This is a genomic window from Streptomyces sp. NPDC046977 (genome assembly GCF_040644455.1).
GTDB lineage: Bacteria > Actinomycetota > Actinomycetes > Streptomycetales > Streptomycetaceae > Actinacidiphila.
The window spans coordinates 137859-158268 of record NZ_JBEYWO010000006.1 but is presented as its reverse complement, the minus strand read 5'-3'; the positions used below and the strand labels follow the sequence as shown (position 1 = coordinate 158268).

Here is a 20410-nt window from a genome sequence, read left to right as displayed (position 1 = left end):
CCGCCCGAAGCCCGGTTCAGCCGGAGGGCGGCAGCAGTTGGTCGGTCATGGCGGCCACCGCGGCGACCACGGCGGCGCGGTGGCGGTCGCGCCGGGCGGCCTCGTCGTCCCCGCCCGGGTTCCTGATCCCGTGCGGCGTGAAGAGCCAGGACTGCGCGGCGGACAGGGCGATCATCAGCGCGTCCATGCCGGCTTCGAGTTCCGCGCCCCGGGCGTCGGCGACGGCCTGGGCCTTGGCCAGGTGGTTGTCGCGTTCCGCGGCCGACGCCTCGGGCCGCTCCAGCGCCTTCCACTGGGTCAGCCGGATCAGGTCGGGGTCGTCGGTGAAGGCGTCGAAGAGCGCACCGGCGTAGCCGGCGAGGTCGTCGGGGGTGAACGGGACGACATCGGCCAGCACGCGCAGCCGGGCTTCGAGCACGGCGTCGAAGAGTTCGTCCTTGGAACCGAAGTAGGCGTAGATCGCCTGCTTGTTGGCCGGTGCGGCCTTGGCGATCCGGTCCACCCGCGCGCCGGCGAGCCCGTGCGCGACGAATTCGCCGTAGGCGGCCTCGATGAGGCGGGCGCGCGTAGCGGCAGAGTCGTAGACCATGGGGACAGCCTAAAATATCCGCGCCCGGCCGCGGCGACGGGCCTTTCGCGCGGCGCGGGAATCCGGCGGTCTCCCGCCGGATTCCCCTCTCCTCCAGGTCAGGTGCCGCCCTGACGGGCGGTCCCGGATGCGGGCCGCCGCGGCGGACCTCCGCGGGCACGGCGCCCGGTTCCGGGTCCGGGCGCCGCCGCGGTACCGGTTCAGAAGCCCAGTTGCTTCGTGATGTCGTCCCACAGGCGGTCGGCGGCGCTCTCGTCGGCCGCCCAGGCGGCGATGCCGCTCCTGCCCGGCGCGGGGTCGGGCTGAGGTGCGGCCGGCCGGCAGTCCTCGAAGTAGCGGCCCGTCACACCGTCCACGAGCGGCGAGGCGGCGAGCAGCACGGAGGTGGCGGCGCCCTGCTGCGGCGTCTTCCAGCCCGGCGGCACCTGGAGCTTCCGGCCGGCCTCGTCGGTCGCGCCGACGAAGCGGAGCTGCTCGTCGCTGAGGTGGCGCTGGAGGTTGGTCATGATGCCGCCGGGGTGCAGCGCGTTGGCGGTGACGCCGTCGGCCGCCCAGCGGCGGGCCAGGGCGACGGTGAACAGGATGGCGGCCGACTTGGACTGCCCGTAGGCCGTCCACGCCTCGTAGGGGCGGTGGGTGAAGTGGATGTCGTCGAAGTCGACGGGGGCCATCAGATGTGCGGAGGAGCTGACCGTGACCACTCGGGCGCCGCCCGCAGCGCGCAGGGCGTCGTGCAGCCCCAGGGTGAGGGCCGCGTGGCCGAGCACGTTGACGGCGTACTGCCGCTCCCAGCCCTGCTCGGTGCGGCTGAGCTCGGGCAGCGCCATGATGCCGGCGTTGTTGACGAGGATGTGCAGCGGGCCGTTCCAGCTCTCGCCCACTGCGCGGGCGCCCGCGGGGTCGGCCAGGTCCACGACGGCGACGTGGACGTTCGGGCTGCCGGTCTCCTGCCGGACGCGGTCAGCGGCGCGTGCGCCGCTTTCGGGATCGCGTACGGCCAGGGTCACCTCCGCGCCGGCCCCGGCGAGGGCCAGCGCGGTTTCCAGCCCGATACCGGACGCGCCGCCGGTGACGAGGGCGCGCTTGCCGGTCAGGTCCACACCGTGGACGACCTCCGCGGCCGTCGAGTGGGCTCCGAAGGGAATGCGGGGGGACGCAGTGGACACGGGGACTCCAAGGGGTTGCGGTGAGCGCCGGACCGGAATTTGAATCCATCCGGTTGGTTGGAACCATAGTCCGCCGCGGCACCGAAAAACAACCAGCCGGTTGGATGTGTGTTCGGCAGGCGCGGCTCGTCACCGGGGAGGCCCCGCCCCGCGCGCGGCCCCGAGGGGCCCGGGGCAGGCTGAGAGCGCGCGGCGGCCGTGGTACGGAACCCGCCACAGCCCTCACGCCACAGGTCGGCCCCCGCCACGGCACGGTGGCGGGGGCCGGCAGCGCACGGACCCCCGGCACGGCCTGCCCGGCGGGCCCCCAGGACCCCGCCGATCCGCCCGGGCCCAATTTCGTCCGGCGTGCCGGAATAGTTGCCTCGACATACGGGTTTGCACGAGGTGGTGGTGTGACCACCGACGCCATGTCCTCTTCCCGGCCCGGAGGCCCCACTCAATGACCCACACGACGACCGACCAGCCCACGCGGAGAACCACCGCGGCCGTCGTCCCCGTTCTCGCCTTCGCAGGCATCGTTGTCGCGGTCATGCAGACGCTGCTGGTCCCCGTCATCAAGGACCTGCCGCAACTGCTGGACACCGCCCCGAGCAACGCCACCTGGGTGCTGACCTCGACCCTGCTCTCCGGTGCCGTGGCAACCCCGATCATGGGCCGCCTCGGCGACCTCTACGGCAAGCGCCGACTGCTGATCACCAGCCTCGCGATCATGGTGGTCGGCGCCGTGATCAGCGCCGTCACCAGCGAGCTGCTCACGATGATCGTGGGCCGCACCCTGCAGGGCTTCGCCATGGGCGCGATCCCGCTCGGCATCGGGCTGATGCGCGACATGCTGCCGCGCGAGCGGCTCGGCTCCGCGATGGCCCTGATGAGTTCCTCGATCGGCGTCGGCGGCGGCCTCGCGCTGCCCGGCGCGGCCCTGATCGCGCAGCACAGCGACTGGCACGCCCTGTTCTACGCCGCCGCGGGCCTGGGCGTGATCGCGATCGCGCTCACCCTGTTCGTCGTGCCCGAGTCCCCGATGCGGGCGAAGGGCACCTTCGACCTGCCCGGCGCGGTCGGCCTGACCGCCGGTCTGGTGCTGCTCCTGCTGCCGATCACCAAGGGCAGCGACTGGGGCTGGTCCTCCGGCACCACGCTCGGTCTGTTCGGCGCGGCCGTCGTCATCCTGCTGCTGTGGGGCCTGATGGAGCTGCGGGTGAAGGCACCGCTGGTCGACCTGCGCACCACCGCGCGCCGCGAAGTGCTCCTCACCAACCTGGCCTCGATCATGGTCGGCGTCAGCTTCTACGTGGTCTCGCTGGTCCTCCCCCAGCTGCTCCAGCTGCCGGCCGCCACCGGCTACGGTCTCGGCCAGTCGATGGTCGTCGCGGGCCTGTGCGTCGCCCCGCTGGGCCTGACGATGATGCTGACCGCCCCTGTCTACGCCCGTCTTTCGGCCCGCTTCGGGCCGAAGGTCACCCTCATCATGGGCATGCTGATCATCGCGATCGGCTACGGCGGCGGCCTCGGGCTGATGGACGCCGCCTGGCAGACCGTGATCACCTCGGTGGTCCTGGGTGCCGGCATCGGGCTGGCGTACTCGTCCCTGCCCGCGCTGATCGTCGGCGCCGTCCCGGCCTCCGAGACGGGCGCCGCCAACGGGCTCAACACCCTGATGCGGTCGATCGGCACCTCGGTGTCGAGTGCCGTGATCGGCATGGTGCTGGCCAACACCGCGAACCACGTGAACGGCGTCGCGCTCCCGACCATGCACGGCTTCCGCGTGTCGTTCCTCATCGCCACCGCCGCGGTCGGCATCGGCGTGCTCCTCGCCCTGGGCCTGCCGGGGCGGCGGGCGGCCACGCTCCAGCTGCGGGCCAGCAGCGAGGAGGCGGCCAACCTAGCGAACGCCGAGGCGGTCCTGCGGGGCTTCCGCGGCCGGGTGCTGGCGGCGGGCGGCACGCCCGTCGCCCGCGCCAAGGTCACGCTGATCGACCGCCGCGGCCGCCAGGCGGGCGCGACGATATCGGGCGACGACGGCACGTACACGCTCACCGTGCCGGCCGAGGGCCACTACGTCCTCGCCGCGCGCGCCGCGGGACACGGCCCGCTGGCCTCCTCGGCGACCCACCCGGGCCACGACCGGCTGGTCGACCTGGACCTGTCGCTGCCCGGCGAGACGGTCACCGCCTGATCCGAACGCGGACGTGAAGCGACGGCGGCCGGTGTGCCACGGCACCCGGCCGCGCGGCACGCCGTGCGGGCCGCGCCCTGGGGCACGCGGGCCCCGGGCCGCGCCGGAGCAGTGGGCCACGGCCGACGGGCTGCCGGCCGAAGGGCGCGACGCCCTCGGTGAGCCCGCCCCGCCGCCATGAACGGGCCCGGCGGCCTCGGCGGCCCGGCCGGCCGCGACGCGGTCTTCGCCAAGACGCTCGACGGCGCCCCGGACGGCTTCTTCACCGCGGGGGCGGAGGGACTGCGGCTGCTGGCCCCCACCAGGACGGTCGCGGTGCCCGAGGTACGGGCGGCCGACCGGCACACCCTGGTCGTGGAGTGGGCCCGCCACACCGTCCCAGGCCGAGCGGCTGGGCCGCGAACCGGCCGCGCGGCACGGCGTGCGGGCCGTTTTCACGGACACCACGGTCCCGGCTTCACCACCGGCTCCCTCTTCCGTCGCCCGCTGACAGCGAGGCAGTGATCCAGGCCGATGCGCGGGCGGTGGAGCGTCTGCGCACGGCGTCACAGGGGGCGCAGCGCCGCCCGGGCCAAGCGGGTCAGGCAGCCGCGCATCCGGTGCTCGCCCACTTCTGCGAGCACGGCGGTCACCTGCGTGGCGGACAGATTGGCGAGCAGCGCGTGGGCGGCGGCCTCCGGATCGGCCGTGCCGTCGAGCAGGGTCACCAGGTGGCGGTGCCAGAAGCGGTACGGCTCCGCCCCGCGGCGCGAGCCGATGCCAGTGCCTGCGGTCGCGCCCTCGCACAGGCGCGCCACATCGAGGTGCCGCATCAGGTGGTCGAGGTAGGCGTCGAGGAACGCGTCGAGGCGGTCGCCGGCCGGGGCCCCGGGCCCGAGCGGGGGCGGCCCGTGCGTGACGGCTTCCCGCAGGTCCCGCTCCCCTTCGGCCAGCAGGGCCGCGGCCAGTCCCGCCCTGTCGCCGAAACGGCGGAAGACGGTGCCCTTCCCGACCCCGGCCGCCGCCGCCACCTGCTCCATGGACACGCCGTCCGCACCGTGTTCGGCGAACAGCCCCCTGGCCGCGTCAAGGATCGCGGCACGGTTGCGCACGGCGTCCGCCCGTTCCCGCGGTACCGGCGGCGATCCGGCGCCGACCTCCGGGTACGGGGCCGGGCTCACCCGCCCACGCGGGGCGGGGTCGGCGTGCCGTGCACGCGCCTGGCGTGGGCGGCGTACGTCCGGGGGCCGACGATCGGCATGATCATGCGGGCGACGAAGGGGGCGTGCGAGAGCGCCGCCTTGACGACCTCCGGGTCGCCCTCGTACGCCATCATTCCGAAGGCGAGCACCAGGTCCTTCTTCGGGGTCTTCTCCAGCCCGTGCTCCGCGAGGAGCATCCACTCGGCGGCGGTGATGTGCCGCTCCGCCAGGGGCAGGATCTCCTTCTCCTCCAGGGCCATGTGCTCCAGCAGCGCGGTGAGCAGCCGCTCGAAGGCGGCGGCGAGCTCGTCGCCGCCCCGTGCCGTGGAACGCCAGCCCGCGAGGAGTTCCGTGGCGTCGCCGAGTGCCTCGTCGATCCCGTGGTGCTGCTCCTCCATCGTCGGCACGATCGCCGCGGTCCCCTCCCCACCCCGCTCCAGGAGGCGCGGCCACAGGACCTCGTCCTCGCCCTCGTGGTGGAGGTGCAGGATCTGGCACACCTTGTCGGCGTGGGCCGCGACGACTTCGGCGCGCCGCGTGTCGCCCGCCGGTACGTCCCGCACGAGCTGCGGGAGCAGCCGGAACTCGCGCCGCATCATGGTGTGGGCCATGTACATGTCCCGCACATCGGCCATGGCCTCGTTCACTGCCTGGTCCACCGTCACCCGAACCTCGTTCTCACCTTGTGAATGCTTCGTTGCCCACCGGAAGGCGCGAGCCGTCTCCGGGGTCCTGTCCTCGATCGTGTCCGTGTGTCAGGCGAGCGTGGCCACAGCGCCATCGAGAAGCGGCTGGAGTGCGCGGCGGCGATCAGCTCCTCGGGGCTGGTGCGTCCGTTGGCCTCGTTCGCGCGCGGGGGCCAGGACACCGGCTGCGCGCCCGTGTCCGAGGAGCCGAAGGCGACGACTCCGCCGCCGGCCGGCGGGTCGCCGTCCCGGACAGTGTGAGCGCTCCGCGCGGTTGCCACGACGTACCTTCCGCATGCTGCCACGGCCCGGTGGCGCGGCCCGGCTGGGGACCTGTCACGGGGCACCGATCCTGTTCGCGGGACGATGCTGTCAGCACGGGGCCCCGTGGCCATCGGGAGGATTCCGCATCTTGTGCCGGCCGGCGGCGACGGCACCATCGCCGCCGGCCGGGCGGCATGGGGAGAAGTCCCGACGCTCCGGGCTAACCGATCTCCACCACCCGCGCCCAGTCCGGGGGTGCGTCGGGGACGTAGTCGGATTCGTCGTCGCCATCGTTGTAGGAACGCACGGACGACGACCACCGGGGGAACAGGCCGACCACCGTGCGGCACGCCGGACGCGCCGCCGGCCACGGCGTCTGACCGTCCGTCAGGACAACGACGACGTCCGGACGGGGCCGGGCGCGCAGCGCCGCGGCGAAACCGGCGCGCAGGTCCGTGCCCCCACCGCCCATCAGCGGAATCCCTTCGGCCCGGCACAGTTGGTGCGCGAGGGGGGCCGACGCGTCGCACGGCACGACGGTGACCATGTCGCGGCGGCCCCCTACGGCCCGGCAGATGGCCGCGACTTCGAGAAGGGCGCTGCCGAGTTCGGCGTCGCTGACCGAGCCGGAGGTGTCGATGACCACGGACACCCGCGGCGGCCTGCGCCGAAGGCTCGGCAGCACGACTCCGGGCACACCGGCGGAGCGGCGGGACGGCCGGCCGTACGAGTAGTCCTCCCCCGCGCCGGGGCCGGAGGCCGCCGAACGGACCGCGGCGCCCAGCAACTCCCGCCACGGCTGCGGCGCGTGGAAGGCCTGCTCCGCCCAGCGCTCCCATTGCCTGGAGGCGGTCCCCGGCCGGCCCCGGATGCCCTGCGCGACGCGGAACCGCACCGCGTCCCGCTCCTGTTCGCTCAGGCCGTCCGCGCCCTCCGGTCCCAGGTCCCAGGCGCGGTCGAGGCCGTCGGCGCCGCTGCCGCAGTCCAGCCAGACCATGCCCTGGGTGTGCGGCCCGAGCCCGAACCGGCTCACGTAGTCCTCCATGAGCCCGTCCTCGGGCAGTCCCAGCGTGCCGGGCACGACGGCGTCCGCGGGCCGCACCAGACCGTCGCCGTACACGTCGTCGTTGATCTCGCAATCGGCGGCGATGTTCATCCGCAACCGGTCGCCGGGGCCGGTCAAGCCGCGCTCCTTCGCCAAACGGTCGCTGCGTCCGTGGTGGTCGCGCAGCAGGTGGGAGACCTCGTGCACCCAGACGCCGGCCAGTTCCTCCACCGGTGTCCGGTCGACGAACGCGGGCGACACGTAGCACCGCCAGTGCCGGTCGACCGCCATCGTGGGCGTCCGCGGCGACTCCACCGGACGCAGGGCGAACAGCGCCGTCGCCAGATAGGGCCGGGCACGGGCGGCGTGCAGCCGGGCGGCGAAGAGCTTGTCCCGGTCCAGGGCACCAGGGGTGCCGGGCGCGGTCACCGGCCGGCCTTCGCGGCGGCGGCGACACGGGCCGCGGCCTGGTCGGCCCGGCGGGACAGGGCCACCGTTCCGGCGAGCCGCTCGATGGAGGCCGGTACGTCCCAGTCCTGACGGCGCAGCGTGGCGAGGGTGGTGGCGGGGACGACGACCAGGTCCGGCGCCCCGGTCTCCACCGCCCGTACCAGCAGCGCCCACGCCGCGTCCCAGCGGGACTTGTCCGGTCTCGCGCGCACGGCCTGCACCACACCGTCGAGCACGGCCTGGCGCAGGTCCCCGCGTTCGGGCAGGACGGCGCCCGCGGGGTCGGCGAGCAGGTCCTCGGGGTCGGGGAGGTCCATCCGGTCCGTGCTCGCCAGCAGTTCCAGCCCCGGCCCGTCCCCCACCGTTCCTCTGACCAGCAGGGACAGCACATCACGGGAGGAACCGGCCGCGGTGGCGAAGGCGATGAGGCGCAGGGTCATCTCCCAGCTGCGGGGCGAGGGCCAGGCGCCGCCGCGGCGCGTCTCGTTGGCGGGCAGCTGGTGCACGAGGGCGGGGCGGGCGGCCAGCAGTCCGCAGACCGCGCGGCGCGCGAAGGCCACCGCCTCCGGCAACCGCCGCGGGTCGAGCGTCGGCAGTGTGGCCCTCGGCCAGGTCCCGCCGAGGCCGCGCACCACGACCTCGTGGTCGTGGGTCCACTTGAGGTGCACGAACCGGTTGGCCAGTGGCGGGCTCAGCTCCCAGCCGTCCGCCGCCGAGGACCGCGGATTGGCCGCGGCCACGATCCTCACCCCGGGCGGGAGTCGGAGCGCGCCGATCCGCCGCTCCAGCACGAGGCGGAGCAACGCCGCCTGGACGGCGGGCGGGGCGGTGGACAACTCGTCGAGGAACAGCAGGCCCCGGCCCGCCCGCACCAGCCGCACGGCCCAGTCCGGCGGGGCCATCGGGACGCCCTGCTCGGCGGGATCGTCCCCGACGACGGGCAGGCCGGAGAAGTCGGACGGCTCGTGCACGCTGGCGATCACCGTGGTCAGCGGAAGGTCGAGGGCGGCGGCGAGCTGCGTCAGGGCCGCGCTCTTGCCGATGCCAGGTTCGCCCCAGAGCAGCACGGGCAGGTCGGCGGCGACGGCCAGGGTCAGGGCCTCCAGTTGCGGATCGGGCCGCGGCTCCGTGGTCGTGTCGCGCAACAGGTCCAGCAGCGCGCCGGCGACGTCGAGTTGGGAGGTGCGGTCGGGTTCGAGGGGCATTTCGGGCGTGGACAGTAGAGCAGCTGTGGGCATGAGGGATCACCTGGGATTCATGAAGGAGGAACGGCAGAAGGACGGGAGGGACGTGGTTCGCGGATCCGGTGTCAGCGGAGGGACGCGGACCGGGGGCGGGAGCGGCGGTCGCGGGACCCGCCCCGGACCGGCACACGGCGGGACATGGGCTCGGCCAGTCCCGCCCGGAAGAGCCCGTGGACGATCCGCCGCTCCGCTGCCGCCCGGAGTTCGTCCCGCAACGGGCCGTCCCGGAGCACGGCTTCGGGACCGAGCAGGCCCTCGACGACCGCGAGCGCCCCGGCGGTGTCACCGTGGTCCAGGCGCTCGCGGACACCGGGGAGGCAGTCCGGGCGGCGGTGCGCCTCGTCGATCGCCTGGAGACAGGGAAGCGGGGTGCCGGTCAGTGCGGCCAGCAGTTCCTCCCTGCGGATCTCGTCCGGGCCGTGGTCGAGCGGGACGAGGACCCCGTCGACCTGACCGATCCGGTGCCGGGCACCGCGGCACTCCACCCACCGTGGCTCCCCCGCCGTGCCGGGGGCCCGGCGGGAGTCCGGCGGCACGTACCCCGGCACGAGAGCGGCGGCGACCAGCGGGTGCAGCCGGTCCGCCGTGACGGCCCCGGCGCGCAGCAGCTCCAGGTCGGGCAGCGCCCAGGTCGCCGCGTCGGGCAGCACCGGCAGCCGGGAGGCCCGGTCCCCCGCACGCAGCGCCGAAATGCGCGCGGTGGGCGGGCCGGAACCGTCGGCGGTCGCGGTCAGGTCGACGAGCAGCGGGTCCCGCGCGCCGGGTCTGACGAGAACGGCACCGCTGCGCCGCCCCTCGGCCCGGAGCACGATTTCCGCCTCGGCCGGCCACCGGCCGACGGCACACCGGGGATCAGGGGACCGGTCGCCGGCGGCCGGCCGGTCCGCTCCCGACCGGATCCGCAACTCGTCCGCCCTGCGGGCGTCCCACAGATGCCGGTGCAGGTCGAACCGGAACCGGCGGTGCGGACGGGGACGGGGGTGCGCACCCGCCGCGGCCCGCCCCGCCTCCCACAGCGCGAGGCTGACGCGCTGACCGGCGTCCGCCCAGGCCGGAGGCGTCCGCACCACGAGGTGCACGGACCGCCCGCCCTCCTGGTACCGGGCCAGGGCGATCGTCAGCCCCGGCCGCAACAGGCCGTCGGGGGCGATCCTCGGCATGTGCCAGCGCAGCAGGTCGGGAGCCAGATGGCGCAGATCCGCCCGGACCCGCGCCGCGAGCGGCCCGCCGTGCGTGCGGGCCAGTGCGCGCAGATCGAGATCGACGTCGAAGCCCGCGGCGGCGCACGCGCCGGCCCAATCCCCCGCACGGCGGCGGGCGGTCGCGGCCTCGATCATGGACGGCGGCACGGCGTACTCGCGTACGCGCAGCCACAGCGAAAGACGGGAATCCCCGTACGCGTTCTGAGTGAGCATCAGCACTCACCTTGCGCGGACGGGACCCCCGATCTGTTGAGAGGGAAGGTCGTCATCGCGGGGAGCATAGCGCTCGGTGCCCGGCGCTGCCACACCTATTCGGCCCGGCGACCCGACCGCTGTTCGGTCCAGTAGCGATGGAGGGCCCAGGCGGCACCGAGCGCGGCGGCCACCCAGACGACGGTCCGGGCGAGGACCGCGGGTGGGCTCAAGGGGAGGAGCGCCGGCCCGGGCGGCAGCACCACCATCTGCAGGGCGGCGCCCACCGGCACGGTCAAGGAGGCCACCAGTCCGGCCACTCCGCGCCGCCTTGTGCTCGCGCCCACTGCCCCCAGCACCGATCCGAACAGCAGCGCCGCCACGCACCAGACCACCAAACCACCGCCCGCGTCCGCGACGAGGGAGTCCGTCGCGTAGTACGCCCCCGTGGCGGCGACCAGGGACACGGCCCCAACCAGCGCGCCTTGCAGCGGCGTTCGTGCCGCCGCGCCCACCAGCACGGCCAGCGCGGCCCACGACCAGCCCGCGTCCATCAGCAGGCTGAGCACCTTGGCGGCGCCGGCCCACACGGTGCCGGTGAGCGGCGCGCCGATGTCGGCGTACGGGGAGGACAGCGCGTTGACGAGTGAAGTGGCGGCCCCGAATCCCGCACCGGCCCCGAGGCCGACCGCCATGATCCTCATGGCAGGACACTAGCCACTGCCCGGCTGTCGCACGGGAGTTGCCGGAAAACGCCCTTGCCGGCGGACCGGGCAGGGCCGCCCGCACCCCGTCAGGCGAGCCAGAGGGAACTGCGCCGGTGACGGGCCGGGATCACGTCCGCGTCGTCCACGGCATCCCGTGCGAGCCGGCCTCCGGCGGAGTTCACCGACCGCAGGAGGGCGCCCACTTGGGCTCGCAGTCGCTGTCGCGCACGGCGTTCCTCCGCCGCGGACCACTCGGCGACAGAAGGGTCGGACTGATACCGGGGCCACGAGTAGTGGCACACCGTGCGGCGGACACGGCGAGGCCGGGGCCTCCTGGACTCGCGTGCCGCGTCGGCGAGATCGCGGGCGCTGTACCTGAGGTCGTGGAGCACCAGGGTCTGGCGGAATTCCACGGGCGAGCGGCCCCCCGCGTTCCGGCGGTGCGAGGGTGGCAGATGGTGAGCGGTGCGTGCCACGGGACTCCGTTCGCGGCAACCGCCAGGTCTCTCCTGGCGGGCTACGTGAAGCCCGCCGGGCCCTTCGAACGTCCGTCTCCCATGCGCGCCACCCTACCGTTGCCCCTCACCCGACCGCATGGCTGCCGCCGCCTCGCTCACCTGCCGCACCTGGTCGGCGGTCAGAGGTCGCACGTCCCAGATCAGCTCGACGATGCCGGCCACTGACGGCGCCGGATCCCGAGGCTCCTCAGACAGTGTGGTGCCGGTCAAAGCGGCCAGATCGCGCACGGGGATGCCCAGCACCGTACCGAAATCGGCGACCAGGTCGGCTGTCAGTGGTTTGCGGCCGGTACCGACAGCTCCGTACGTCGCGGCGGACCAGTACCGGCCGGTGAGGTACAGAAAGATCCGGGCCATACCGATCCAGTCCAGGTTCCGATATCTGAGCATGCGCACCAGAAAGGCCCCGGGTGGCCCGACGGGCGGGTCATAGACCTGCGGGAACGGCTGGGACTGCACGCACCCGTGCCTCGGCAAGGATCGGGCGAGTGCGCTCGACTCACCCCTCTTCTCGGGTGGGAGACCCAGGGCGTGCCGCACGACATAGGGCACCCACCTGCGGGCGGCAGCGTCCAGGGGAGTCAGGTCGTCCGGGACCTCCGCCTCCGCGAACACGAATACGTCCACGTCCCGCAGACCGAGCGCTGGTCCGAGCTGTCGGAGCAGCAGCGGGCTCGGTGCGGCGCCGGCGAGTACGCCGGTCAGCTCGAGTTCTGGGACTCCGGCGCGGTGCGCGAAGGCACCGGCCTCCAGGTCCCTGTGGTCGAGGAGCTGTGCCAGCAGCACACCAAAGCCCGGATATCCCGTCATGGGGCCAGGGTAGAGCGGTGCTCACCGCTTCCTGCGGTTTCGGCAACAGCCGCGCGCGAGACCGCAACCCGGGACGAGCGGCATCACGAAGGCCGAACAAGTTCGCCGGAGTGAGTGTGCTGTGCAAACTGATGCCGTTGGGATCCATACTGCGTGTCGGCAGCTTCGGGGAGGGAGTGTCCATGCGGCACAACAGTGGGCGCGCACGAACAGTCGGGCGAGTAGCGGCCGTTGTCGCCGTCGCTGTCCTGATGAGCGGTTGTTCGTCAAGCGAGCCGGCGCAGGCCGAGGAGTGGCAGCAGGACTACTGCAGCAAACTGGGCGCCTGGCAGGACGCGAGGCGCGCCGTGGCGGCGGATGACGCGGACGTCGACACCGGTGGCGGACTCAACGTCCGGTCGCCCGAGTCCGAGGACATCGCATCTGCGGGTCAGGAAGTCATCGACGCCTCGAAAAGGCTCGCCCGTCACGGCCTTGAGCACGGTGGAACCTACATCCTCGACGACACGGCCAACGCGGTCGGCGGCGACGTCGGGGCTGAGTACCGTGCGGTGTCCTACTGCGACAGCTCAGGCTTCGAGACGCTGGTCGGTTCGGCCGGCCAGATCCTCTTGCGAACGCGCCGGCCCGCGGTGGGGCGGCCGAACAGCCCCGGAGCCATGCCCGCTCCACAGGGGTAAGTGGTGGGTCGAGGAGAGATCGCCGTCAACCCTGGACAGTCTCCGTCAGGAGCAGGACGCCTCCGCTGAAGAAACCCGCTCCCCAGAGCATCAGGAAATAGGGAGCGGCCATGGCCAGGATCCTGCGGACCGATTGACGGCCCAACGGGTCGGGTCCGGTCGGCTTCGGCGGCAGCCCGTCCCGCCGCAGTGTGCGGAGCAACATCACGCCCGCTGCGAACACGCCGGCGCCCAGCAGGAGGAAGGGGAGATCGAAGGAGAGAGGCGGTGCCCCCACGATGTCACAGTGCCCGTTCTGCCACACCGCGCCACTCGCGCACTCAGCCATGACCTGCCCCCCGTAGTCCGCCCGGGATCGTAGCGCAGGGAGAAGCCGCTTCAGGACGCCGGGTGACGGACCGTCGGGTCGGCCGGCAGAGACGGAACCGCGGCCGGGGTGGGCGGCGTGGGGCGCAGGCCGGGGGCGAGGAGGAGGGTGACCGTGACGGAGGCGACGGCCAGGGCCGTCATCGCGGTGGCCGGGGAGGTGTGCTGGGCGACGGTGCCTGCGAGGAGGGCGCCGAGGCCCTGCCAGGCGAGCATGCCGGAGGAGTGCAGGCCGAGGGCGTGGCCGCTGAGTTCGTCCGGGGTGAGGGCCATCAGGCGTTCCTGGAGCACCAGGCTCGCCGCGTAGCCGACCGACGCGAGGGCGACGACGGCTGCCGCCAGGGCCGGCGCGGGGTGCAGGGCGAAGAGCAGGTAGGGCGCGGCGAGGAGCAGCCGCAGCACGGCGCCCGCGCGGTCGCGCCATCGCGGCGGGAGGAAGCGGCCGGCCAGCGTGTCGCCGACGAGCATGCCGCAGGCGGCGGAGGCCAGCAGCGCCCCGGCGTGGGCGGGGGTGTACGGAACGAAGAGCGATTCGCAGCCCACGATGAGGCCGTTGGGCACCCAGAGCGCGAGGTACACGGTGCGGCGCGGACGGGAGGACCAGAGCAGGACGTTGGTCCGCCAGGTCTCCGCGGGTGACGGGCGGCCGGCCGCGCGCGGCGGCCTGGCGCCGAGCCCGAACCGGGTGGCGGCGGAGGCGGCCAGGTACAGGGCGGCGCCGACGAGCAGGACGCCGCGCGGCGACAGGGCGGCGAGCAGGAGGCCGCCGACGGCGAAGCCGCAGATCTGCATGGTGCCGGTCGACATGTTGAGCACGGAACGGCCGAGCAGGAAGCCGCCCTTGGGGAGGATCTGGTGGAGCAGGCCGTAGCGGACCCCGCCGCCCACGGAGGCGACCAGGCCTTCGGCGGGCAGGATGAGGAAAGCGGCCCACAGCGGCAGACCGGGGACGGCCAGCGCGGCGGTGCCGAGGGCGAAGAACAGCGAGACGGCGCTCAGCGCGGCCCGTGGCGGCAGGCGGTCCGCCGCGGACAGCAGCAGGGTGGCCCCGGCCACTTGTGCCAGCGACGGGCCGAACATGGCCAGCGCGGACAGCAGCGGGGAGCGGGTCGCGTCGTAGACCAGGGTGCTCAGGGCCAGTCCGCCCACCGTCTGTGCCGCCACCTGGGCGGTGGCGGCCAGGAACAGCGGGGTGAACTCCGGTGTGCGGAACAGCTCTCGGTAGGTGCGCATGCGACGGAGTGTCGGGGGGCCGCGGACGTTGCGCTTAATGTTTCGCGCGGACGCGAAACGACAGGGAGGCGGGGCGGGATGGGCTGGTGGCAGGTCAACACCGAGACGCTGGTGGGCAGCCGCTTCGTGGTCTCCCCGCTGGCCGAGGCCATCGCGGGCCTGAAGCTACTGGACCGGGGCAGCGCCGCGCACCCCGGGGAGCGGGCCTGGCTCGACGCCCATCTGCCCGCGTACCGGGAGCGGGTGGGCGGGGACCCGGTGGACGCTCTGCTGGTGCGCGTCGCGCTGGGCGGCGCCTGGAACGCCGATTTCCTGACGCCCACGCCCACCGGTGACGGCAGCCCGGCCTTCGAGGAGGAGTTGTCCCCGGTCCGCGGGACGCCGCCGGACCTCGCCCTGGCGCACCTTGCGGTGTCGGCCGGCGGCCGGATCCCGCCGCTGCTGCGCCGGCCGGATCTGGCGGAGCGTGCCGCGGACGTCCTCGCGTGGGTGTGGACGCAGACGGTCCTGCCGGACTGGCCGCGGCGGCGGCGTGTGATCGAGGCCGACATCGTCGCGCGGACGGCGCAGTTGAGCCGGGGCGGCTGGGCCGAGGCGCTGGACGCCATGCGTCCGGGCATGCGCTGGCTCGGCGAGGGCAGGTTGCAGATCAACACGCGTGACAATCCGCCGCGCGACGTGTCCGGGGCCCGGCTGATGTTCGTGCCCGTCACCCCGGTCACCGGGTGGGTGTCGTGGGACGAGCCCTTGCGGTACGCGGTGGTCTACCCGTGCTCGGGGGCTCTCGCCGAGGCGGGCGCACCGCGGGTCCCCGAGGCGCTGGGCGCGCTGCTCGGTCCCGCGCGGGCCGCGGTCCTGGTGCTCGTCGGCACGCCGAAGAGCACGACGCAGCTGGTCGCCCTCACCGGCCAGGGGCTGGGGTCGGTGGGGCGCCATCTGAAGGTGCTGCTGGACGCCCGCCTGGTGCGGCGCCGCCGCGCCGGACGGTCCGTCCTGTACTACCGGACGGAGACCGGCGACGCGCTGGTCGCGGCCCAGCAGGGCGAATGACGTTCCGTCAGGATCGCCCGCGCAGCCAGACGGTGGTGTCCGCAGGGATGACGCGGCCGTCGAGCGGGGTGCTGGCCAGCAGGACGTCGTCGCCGGGCGCGAGGGGCACGGGGTCGGGGCCGAAGTTCGTCAGGCAGCGCAGTCCGGGGCCGCGGTCGAAGGCGAGCCACGAGCCGTCGTCCGGGCCGTCGACGGCGAGGTCGGCGTCCGCGGGCGCGGCGTGCCGCAGGCGCAGCGCGGAGCGGTAGAGCTCCAGCATCGAGGCGGGGTCGTCCTCCTGCGCCGCGACGGTGAGGTCCGCCCAGTCGCCGGGTTGGGGGAACCAGCAGTGGTCCGCGGGGGCGGTGCTGAATCCGTAGGGCGCGGCGGTCCCTTCCCAGGGCAGTGGCACGCGGCAGCCGTCGCGGCCGCGTTCACGGTGGCCGGACCGTTCCCAGAGCGGGTCGCGGAGCCGGTCGTCCGGCACGTGGGCCTGGGGCAGGCCCAGTTCCTCGCCCTGGTAGAGGTAGGCGGCTCCGGGCAGGGCGAGCATCAGCAGCGCGGCGGCGCGGGCGCGGCGCAGGCCGCGGGGGCCGCCGCCGTACCGGGTGACGGGCCGGATCGCGTCGTGGCTGGAGGCGACCCAGGTGACGGGGGCTCCGACGGCGCGCATGGACGCCACCGAGCGTTCGATGACCGCGCGCATCTGCTCCCCGTCCCAAGGGCATTCGAGGAACGCGAAGTTGAAGGCCTGCTGCATCTCGCCGGGGCTGACGTAGCGGGCCAGCCGGGCGGGGTCGAAGACGGCGGCCTCGGCGACCATCACCCGCTGCCCGGGCGGGACGGCACCGGGCGGCGCCGGGTGGGTGTCGAGCAGCCGTCGCCAGGTGCGGAACAGCGGGTGCAGTTCCTCCTGGTCGTAGTACGGCATCAGGTGGTTGCGCAGGATGTCCTGGTGCTGGCCGGGGCCGGCGTCGGGGAGGCCGGGCGCCTTGTAGAGGGTGTGGGCGACGTCCACGCGGAAGCCGTCCACGCCGCGGTCGAGCCAGTGCCGCAGGATCCGCTCGAAGTCGGCGACGACCTCGGGGTGCCGCCAGTCGAGGTCGGGTTGCTCGGGTGCGTGCAGGTGCAGATACCACTCCCCCGGGGTGCCGTCCGGTGCGGTGACGCGGGTCCACGCGGGGCCGCCGAAGGCCGACTGCCAGTCGTTGGGCGGGAGTTCGCCGTGCGTGCCGCGGCCGGGGCGGAAGAGGTAGCGGCTTCTGGCCGGGGAGCCCGGGCCGGAGGCCAGCGCCTCGCGGAACCAGGGGTGCGCGTCGGAGGTGTGGTTGGGGACGAGGTCGATGAGGACGCGCAGGCCGAGCTCGTGCGCGCGGGCGGTGAAGGCGTCGAAGTCGGCCTCGGTGCCCAGGTCGGGGGCGACAGCGGTGTGGTCGGCGATGTCGTAGCCTCCGTCGGCCAGCGGGGAGGGGTAGAACGGGGTGATCCACACCGCGTCCACGCCGAGCCGGCGCAGGTGGTCCAGGCGCGCGGTCGCGCCGGGGAGGTCGCCGACGCCGTCGCCGTTGCCGTCGGCGAAGGAGCGGGGGTAGATCTCGTAGCAGACCGCGTCCCGCCACCAGGGCGTGCGGGACTCCGGTTCCGGGGTGCTCATACGTCCCTCTCGAACGTCGGCGGGGCGGGGACGGGTTCGGCGCGGCCGGTCGCCGCGGACCGGGTGGCGGCCTCCGCGACGGCGACCGCGGCCCGCCCGGACGCGGCGTCCGCGACGGGGGTGCCGCCGTCGGCCGCACAGCGCAGCAGGTCGGCGAAGGCCGCGCGCACGCTCTCCGCGTACACATGCTGCTTGCGCGCCTCGCCGCCCAGGTCGGCCACGCAGGTCACGCGGTGCGGGACGGAGCGCACCACGCCGCGGCCCCGGGCGGACGCGGCGGACCCGGCGTCGCGCTCGACGGTGACGGTGACCCGTTCCCCGCCGTGCGGCCGCAGGCCGGGGACGGCGAGCAGATCGCCGGCCCGGGCGGGCAGTTGCTCCCAGCGGCGCGCGCCGTCCTCGTCCGTCCAGGCCGTGATCGTGGCGTACGTCGGGATCCAGCCGGTGACGCGGGCCTCGGCGAAGCCGTAGTCCAGGCGCATCAACTGGCGTTCGGCGCGGTGGGCGTGGGTGAACGAATGGGTGTGGGTGGCGACGGCGCCGCCCGGATGGGTGGCGGTGGCGACCACGATGTCGACGGCGCCGACCGGCTCACGGCCGTCCCTGCGGATCTCCGTGCCGTGGACAGCGACGGGGTCGCTGCCCATGAGGGCGCGGGCGGCGTCGAAGAAGTGCACGCCGTGCTCGATGTGGATGCCGCCGCTGTGGGCGGGGTCCCAGAACCAGTGGCCGGGGTCCAGGGCCTCGTCGGCGGCGTCGTTCTCGAAGGCGAAGCGCACCAGCGGGTCCAGCAGCCCTTCCCCGCGCAGCCGCTGGAGCATCCGGAGCACGGGGTTGTAGCGCAGCACGTGGTCGACGACGAGCACTCCGGGGGAACGGTCGGCCTCCGCCTCCACGCGCAGGGCGTCGTCGAGGCTGGTGGCCAGCGGCTTCTCGCTGAAGACATGCCGTCCGGCACGCAGCGCGCCGACCGCGAGGTCCGCGTGGGTGGCGGGCGGGGTGGCCAGCGCCACCACGTCCACCCCGGGGAAGTCCGCCAGCGCGGCGGCGTCGGGGCAGACGGCCGCGCCGTGCCGCCGCGCGAGGGCGGCGGCACGGTCACGGTCGGGGTCGGCGCAGGCCACGACGCGCACGCCGGGCAGTCCGGCGATCGCGTCCAGCAGGTAGGCGCCGAAGGCGCCGCAGCCGGCGAGGCCGACACCGAGGGGGGTCGTCATCAGACGTGGTCCAGGCGGGCGACGCCGATGTGGGCGTCGGCCATGCCGTAGAAGACGTAGCGGACGCCGTCGATCTCCTCGATCGCGGTCGGGAAGACCACGTTGGGCACGGTGCCGGAGCGCTCCTCCTCGGTCTCCGGCTCCATCAGGGGCTCGTCCGTGCGGGCCAGGATGCGCGCCGGGTCCTGCGGGTCCAGGATCATCGCGCCCGCCGCGTAGCTGACCTTCTGCTGCTGGGCGAACGGGTCGTCGATGCTGCCGGACACACCGTGGTGGATGAGCAGCCAGCCCTCCTCGACACGGATCGGGGCCGGGCCGGCGCCGATCTTGAGCTCTTCCCAGGGGTGCTCGGAGAGCGCGACGAGGCGGTGGTCCCGGGGACGGGCCAGGGCGCTGAGGTCCTTCTCGACCTCGGCCACGGGCACGTAGGAGATCCAGATGCCGGGGCGCTCGTCGGTGATGCCGGCCGGCAGGTGCACGCCCTCGCCGGGACGGAACCAGCCGAGGTCCCACATCGGGCGGTGCAGCATGGCGAAGGCCGGCTCGCCGTCCGGGCCCGGCACGGGCTCGGGGAAGTGCACAACGTCCTTGTTCGGGAACAGGTTGAGGTCGGTGTCCAGGTCGGCCTGGTAGGCGAACTGGATCGGGCCCAGCCGCTCCCAGGTGACCAGGTCCTTGGAGACGGCGAGGGCCGGCTTGGGGCCGAGCGGGCCGTACGCGACGTACGACATGACGTGCAGGCCCAGCGCCTCGATCCAGGTGGTGCGGGGGTCCTCGACGCCGGCGTTGTTCTTGCCGCGCTCCCATCCGGCGTCGGGGGCGAGGACGACACCGCGGCGCTGGACGCCGGTGGGCACGCCGTCCTCGACGACGACCTCGGCGAGGCCGACACGGGAGATGTTGCCCTCCGCGACGAGTCGGGGCAGCAGGTGCAGGACTCCGTCGGGGGTGCGGCCGGAGGCGGGGTTGAGCACGCCCTCGGCCTCGTTCGCCTCGCCGGCCAGCGGGGACATCACGACGCCGACGCGGGTGAGGCGGTAAGGGACGGAGGTCGAGGCGGTGGAGCCGGTGGTACCGGTGGTGCGGTCGTTCACAGGGGTTCAGCCCTTCGTGGCGGAATCGATGTCGGTGGAGGTGAAACGGCTCTGGAAGACGAGGTAGAGGGCCACCGCGGGCGCGGCCAGGACGCACGCGCCGGCGAGGATCGCGCCGAACGGGTTGGCGGCGGCGGAGGAGACGGTGCTGATGTAGTTGGCCAGGGACACCGCGAGCGGCTGCATGTTCTGCTCCTTGGTGACCAGGAACGGCCACAGGAACTCGTTCCACGGCCCGGTGAAGCTCAGCAGCACCACCGAGGCGATGGCCGGCTTGCACAGCGGGATCGCGATGCGGAGCAGGATCTGCAGTTCGTTCGCGCCGTCGATGCGGGCGGCCTCGAACATCGCCTGCGGCAGTTGCAGGAAGAACTGCCGGAAGATGAAGACCGCGCTGGTGTTGATGGCGAACGGCAGGATCATGCCGAGGTAGGAGTCCGCGAGGCCGTAGTCCCGCACGATCAGCACGTACAGCGGGATCATGAGCAGCTGGAACGGGACGACCTGCACCAGCAGCACCATGGCGAAGGTGGTGCCCTTGCCGCGGAAGTGCAGCCGGGCCAGGGCATAGCCCGCCAGCAGGCCGAAGACAGTGGTGCAGATGATGACGCCGCCGGTGAAGATCCCCGAGTTGACCAGGGAACGGCCCAGCGAGATCGCCGAGTTGATCTCGGTGTAGTTGTGCAGGGAGAGGTTCCCCGGGCGGGGGAACGCCCCGGCCGGGCTGCTGTCCGGCTCGCGCTGGAGCGAGCCGATGAGCATGTAGTAGAAGGGGAAGAGGAACGCGAAGGCTCCGGCGAGCAGCGCCAGCCGCGACAGGATCCGGCGGACGCCGGAATGCGTGTGCGGGCTGTGGTGCGCCGCCGGACGGCGCGTCAGCGTGGGGGCGTGGGCGTCGGCCATG

General features: G+C 73.9%; 19 protein-coding genes and 1 pseudogene. 4 read left to right on the top strand and 16 right to left on the bottom strand.

The genetic code is table 11. From position 1 onward, the window contains the following. Positions 1-16 precede the first annotated feature (16 nt). Together ABZ883_RS11845 and ABZ883_RS11840 are read right to left on the bottom strand one after the other, a co-directional pair. Positions 17-589 carry a TetR family transcriptional regulator gene (locus tag ABZ883_RS11845; protein WP_360905409.1) on the bottom strand — a complete coding sequence of 191 codons (573 nt, stop codon included), beginning with the start codon at positions 587-589 and terminating at the stop codon, positions 17-19. A gap of 200 nt (positions 590-789) precedes the next feature. After that, on the bottom strand, positions 790-1755 hold the full coding sequence (locus ABZ883_RS11840; RefSeq protein WP_360905407.1) for an SDR family NAD(P)-dependent oxidoreductase: 966 nt from the start codon (positions 1753-1755) through the stop codon (positions 790-792). A 442-nt stretch (positions 1756-2197) separates the two neighbouring features. On the opposite strand from ABZ883_RS11840, the gene ABZ883_RS11835 reads away from it, so the two are divergent. Both ABZ883_RS11835 and ABZ883_RS11830 read left to right on the top strand, forming a co-directional pair. Beyond that, complete coding sequence (locus tag ABZ883_RS11835; protein ID WP_360905405.1) at positions 2198-3934, top strand: MFS transporter; 1737 nt, start codon at positions 2198-2200, stop codon at positions 3932-3934. A gap of 177 nt (positions 3935-4111) precedes the next feature. Continuing rightward, entirely contained in the window at positions 4112-4438 is a 327-nt protein-coding gene (locus ABZ883_RS11830) for a hypothetical protein (protein ID WP_360905403.1), read from the top strand. 41 nt (positions 4439-4479) lie between these two features. Here the strand turns inward: ABZ883_RS11830 and ABZ883_RS11825 are convergent, their stop codons facing one another. The 8 genes and pseudogenes from ABZ883_RS11825 to ABZ883_RS11790 all read right to left on the bottom strand — a co-directional run bounded on the left by ABZ883_RS11825 (position 4480) and on the right by ABZ883_RS11790 (position 12233). Continuing rightward, positions 4480-5094, bottom strand: coding sequence for a helix-turn-helix domain-containing protein (locus ABZ883_RS11825; RefSeq protein ID WP_360905401.1), 615 nt, complete (start codon positions 5092-5094; stop codon positions 4480-4482). Further along, positions 5091-5774 (bottom strand): hemerythrin domain-containing protein, encoded by a 684-nt coding sequence (locus ABZ883_RS11820; RefSeq protein WP_360905399.1) that lies wholly within the window; start codon positions 5772-5774, stop codon positions 5091-5093. Before ABZ883_RS11820 ends, ABZ883_RS11825 begins: the two co-directional genes overlap by 4 nt. A 113-nt stretch (positions 5775-5887) precedes the next feature. Beyond that, positions 5888-6082: pseudogene (locus tag ABZ883_RS11815) on the bottom strand (peroxiredoxin); the annotation flags it as partial. Positions 6083-6285: 203 nt separating this feature from the next. Beyond that, complete coding sequence (locus ABZ883_RS11810) at positions 6286-7539, bottom strand: VWA-like domain-containing protein (protein WP_360905397.1); 1254 nt, start codon at positions 7537-7539, stop codon at positions 6286-6288. After that, a complete protein-coding gene (locus ABZ883_RS11805) occupies positions 7536-8765 on the bottom strand; it encodes a MoxR family ATPase (RefSeq protein ID WP_360905395.1) in 1230 nt (409 codons plus the stop codon). Before ABZ883_RS11805 ends, ABZ883_RS11810 begins: the two co-directional genes overlap by 4 nt. A gap of 104 nt (positions 8766-8869) precedes the next feature. Then, positions 8870-10219, bottom strand: a complete 1350-nt coding sequence (locus ABZ883_RS11800; protein ID WP_360905393.1) for a hypothetical protein — start codon at positions 10217-10219, stop codon at positions 8870-8872. 95 nt (positions 10220-10314) lie between these two features. Continuing rightward, a complete protein-coding gene (locus tag ABZ883_RS11795) occupies positions 10315-10902 on the bottom strand; it encodes a hypothetical protein (protein ID WP_360905391.1) in 588 nt (195 codons plus the stop codon). 572 nt (positions 10903-11474) lie between these two features. Further along, positions 11475-12233: a hypothetical protein gene (locus tag ABZ883_RS11790; protein ID WP_360905389.1), complete on the bottom strand. Its 759-nt coding sequence runs from the start codon at positions 12231-12233 to the stop codon at positions 11475-11477. Positions 12234-12415: 182 nt separating this feature from the next. On the opposite strand from ABZ883_RS11790, the gene ABZ883_RS11785 reads away from it, so the two are divergent. After that, positions 12416-12913 carry a hypothetical protein gene (locus ABZ883_RS11785; protein WP_360905387.1) on the top strand — a complete coding sequence of 166 codons (498 nt, stop codon included), beginning with the start codon at positions 12416-12418 and terminating at the stop codon, positions 12911-12913. A 25-nt stretch (positions 12914-12938) separates the two neighbouring features. On the opposite strand, the gene ABZ883_RS11780 is transcribed toward ABZ883_RS11785, so the two are convergent. Next, positions 12939-13190: a hypothetical protein gene (locus ABZ883_RS11780; protein WP_360905385.1), complete on the bottom strand. Its 252-nt coding sequence runs from the start codon at positions 13188-13190 to the stop codon at positions 12939-12941. Positions 13191-13291: 101 nt separating this feature from the next. After that, complete coding sequence (locus tag ABZ883_RS11775; RefSeq protein WP_360905383.1) at positions 13292-14512, bottom strand: MFS transporter; 1221 nt, start codon at positions 14510-14512, stop codon at positions 13292-13294. Positions 14513-14590: 78 nt separating this feature from the next. Here ABZ883_RS11775 and ABZ883_RS11770 point away from each other — a divergent pair, with 78 nt between their 5' ends. Then, positions 14591-15562, top strand: coding sequence for a transcriptional regulator (locus ABZ883_RS11770; protein WP_360905381.1), 972 nt, complete (start codon positions 14591-14593; stop codon positions 15560-15562). Positions 15563-15569: 7 nt separating this feature from the next. On the opposite strand, the gene ABZ883_RS11765 is transcribed toward ABZ883_RS11770, so the two are convergent. From ABZ883_RS11765 to ABZ883_RS11750, 4 genes are all read right to left on the bottom strand, one after another. Further along, positions 15570-17195: a glycoside hydrolase family 13 protein gene (locus ABZ883_RS11765; protein WP_360905379.1), complete on the bottom strand. Its 1626-nt coding sequence runs from the start codon at positions 17193-17195 to the stop codon at positions 15570-15572. Continuing rightward, a complete protein-coding gene (locus ABZ883_RS11760; protein WP_360905377.1) occupies positions 17192-18412 on the bottom strand; it encodes a Gfo/Idh/MocA family oxidoreductase in 1221 nt (406 codons plus the stop codon). Before ABZ883_RS11760 ends, ABZ883_RS11765 begins: the two co-directional genes overlap by 4 nt. Further along, on the bottom strand, positions 18412-19425 hold the full coding sequence (locus ABZ883_RS11755) for a glycosidase (protein WP_360905613.1): 1014 nt from the start codon (positions 19423-19425) through the stop codon (positions 18412-18414). The genes ABZ883_RS11760 and ABZ883_RS11755 overlap by 1 nt, the downstream gene beginning before the upstream one ends. An 87-nt stretch (positions 19426-19512) precedes the next feature. After that, a complete protein-coding gene (locus ABZ883_RS11750) occupies positions 19513-20409 on the bottom strand; it encodes a carbohydrate ABC transporter permease (RefSeq protein WP_360905375.1) in 897 nt (298 codons plus the stop codon). Position 20410: the final 1 nt, after the last annotated feature.

Excerpts from the sequence above, each read along its gene's own strand:
- ABZ883_RS11845 (WP_360905409.1), bottom strand. The coding sequence starts at position 589 with ATGGTCTACGACTCTGCCGCTACGCGCGCCCGCCTCATCGAGGCCGCC.
- ABZ883_RS11835 (WP_360905405.1), top strand. The coding sequence starts at position 2,198 with ATGACCCACACGACGACCGACCAGCCCACGCGGAGAACCACCGCGGCC.
- ABZ883_RS11830 (WP_360905403.1), top strand. The coding sequence starts at position 4,112 with ATGAACGGGCCCGGCGGCCTCGGCGGCCCGGCCGGCCGCGACGCGGTC.
- ABZ883_RS11805 (WP_360905395.1), bottom strand. The coding sequence starts at position 8,765 with ATGCCCCTCGAACCCGACCGCACCTCCCAACTCGACGTCGCCGGCGCG.
- ABZ883_RS11800 (WP_360905393.1), bottom strand. The coding sequence starts at position 10,219 with ATGCTCACTCAGAACGCGTACGGGGATTCCCGTCTTTCGCTGTGGCTG.
- ABZ883_RS11795 (WP_360905391.1), bottom strand. The coding sequence starts at position 10,902 with ATGAGGATCATGGCGGTCGGCCTCGGGGCCGGTGCGGGATTCGGGGCC.
- ABZ883_RS11790 (WP_360905389.1), bottom strand. The coding sequence starts at position 12,233 with ATGACGGGATATCCGGGCTTTGGTGTGCTGCTGGCACAGCTCCTCGAC.
- ABZ883_RS11785 (WP_360905387.1), top strand. The coding sequence starts at position 12,416 with ATGCGGCACAACAGTGGGCGCGCACGAACAGTCGGGCGAGTAGCGGCC.
- ABZ883_RS11775 (WP_360905383.1), bottom strand. The coding sequence starts at position 14,512 with ATGCGCACCTACCGAGAGCTGTTCCGCACACCGGAGTTCACCCCGCTG.
- ABZ883_RS11770 (WP_360905381.1), top strand. The coding sequence starts at position 14,591 with ATGGGCTGGTGGCAGGTCAACACCGAGACGCTGGTGGGCAGCCGCTTC.
- ABZ883_RS11765 (WP_360905379.1), bottom strand. The coding sequence starts at position 17,195 with ATGAGCACCCCGGAACCGGAGTCCCGCACGCCCTGGTGGCGGGACGCG.
- ABZ883_RS11760 (WP_360905377.1), bottom strand. The coding sequence starts at position 18,412 with ATGACGACCCCCCTCGGTGTCGGCCTCGCCGGCTGCGGCGCCTTCGGC.
- ABZ883_RS11755 (WP_360905613.1), bottom strand. The coding sequence starts at position 19,425 with ATGTCCCCGCTGGCCGGCGAGGCGAACGAGGCCGAGGGCGTGCTCAAC.
- ABZ883_RS11750 (WP_360905375.1), bottom strand. The coding sequence starts at position 20,409 with ATGGCCGACGCCCACGCCCCCACGCTGACGCGCCGTCCGGCGGCGCAC.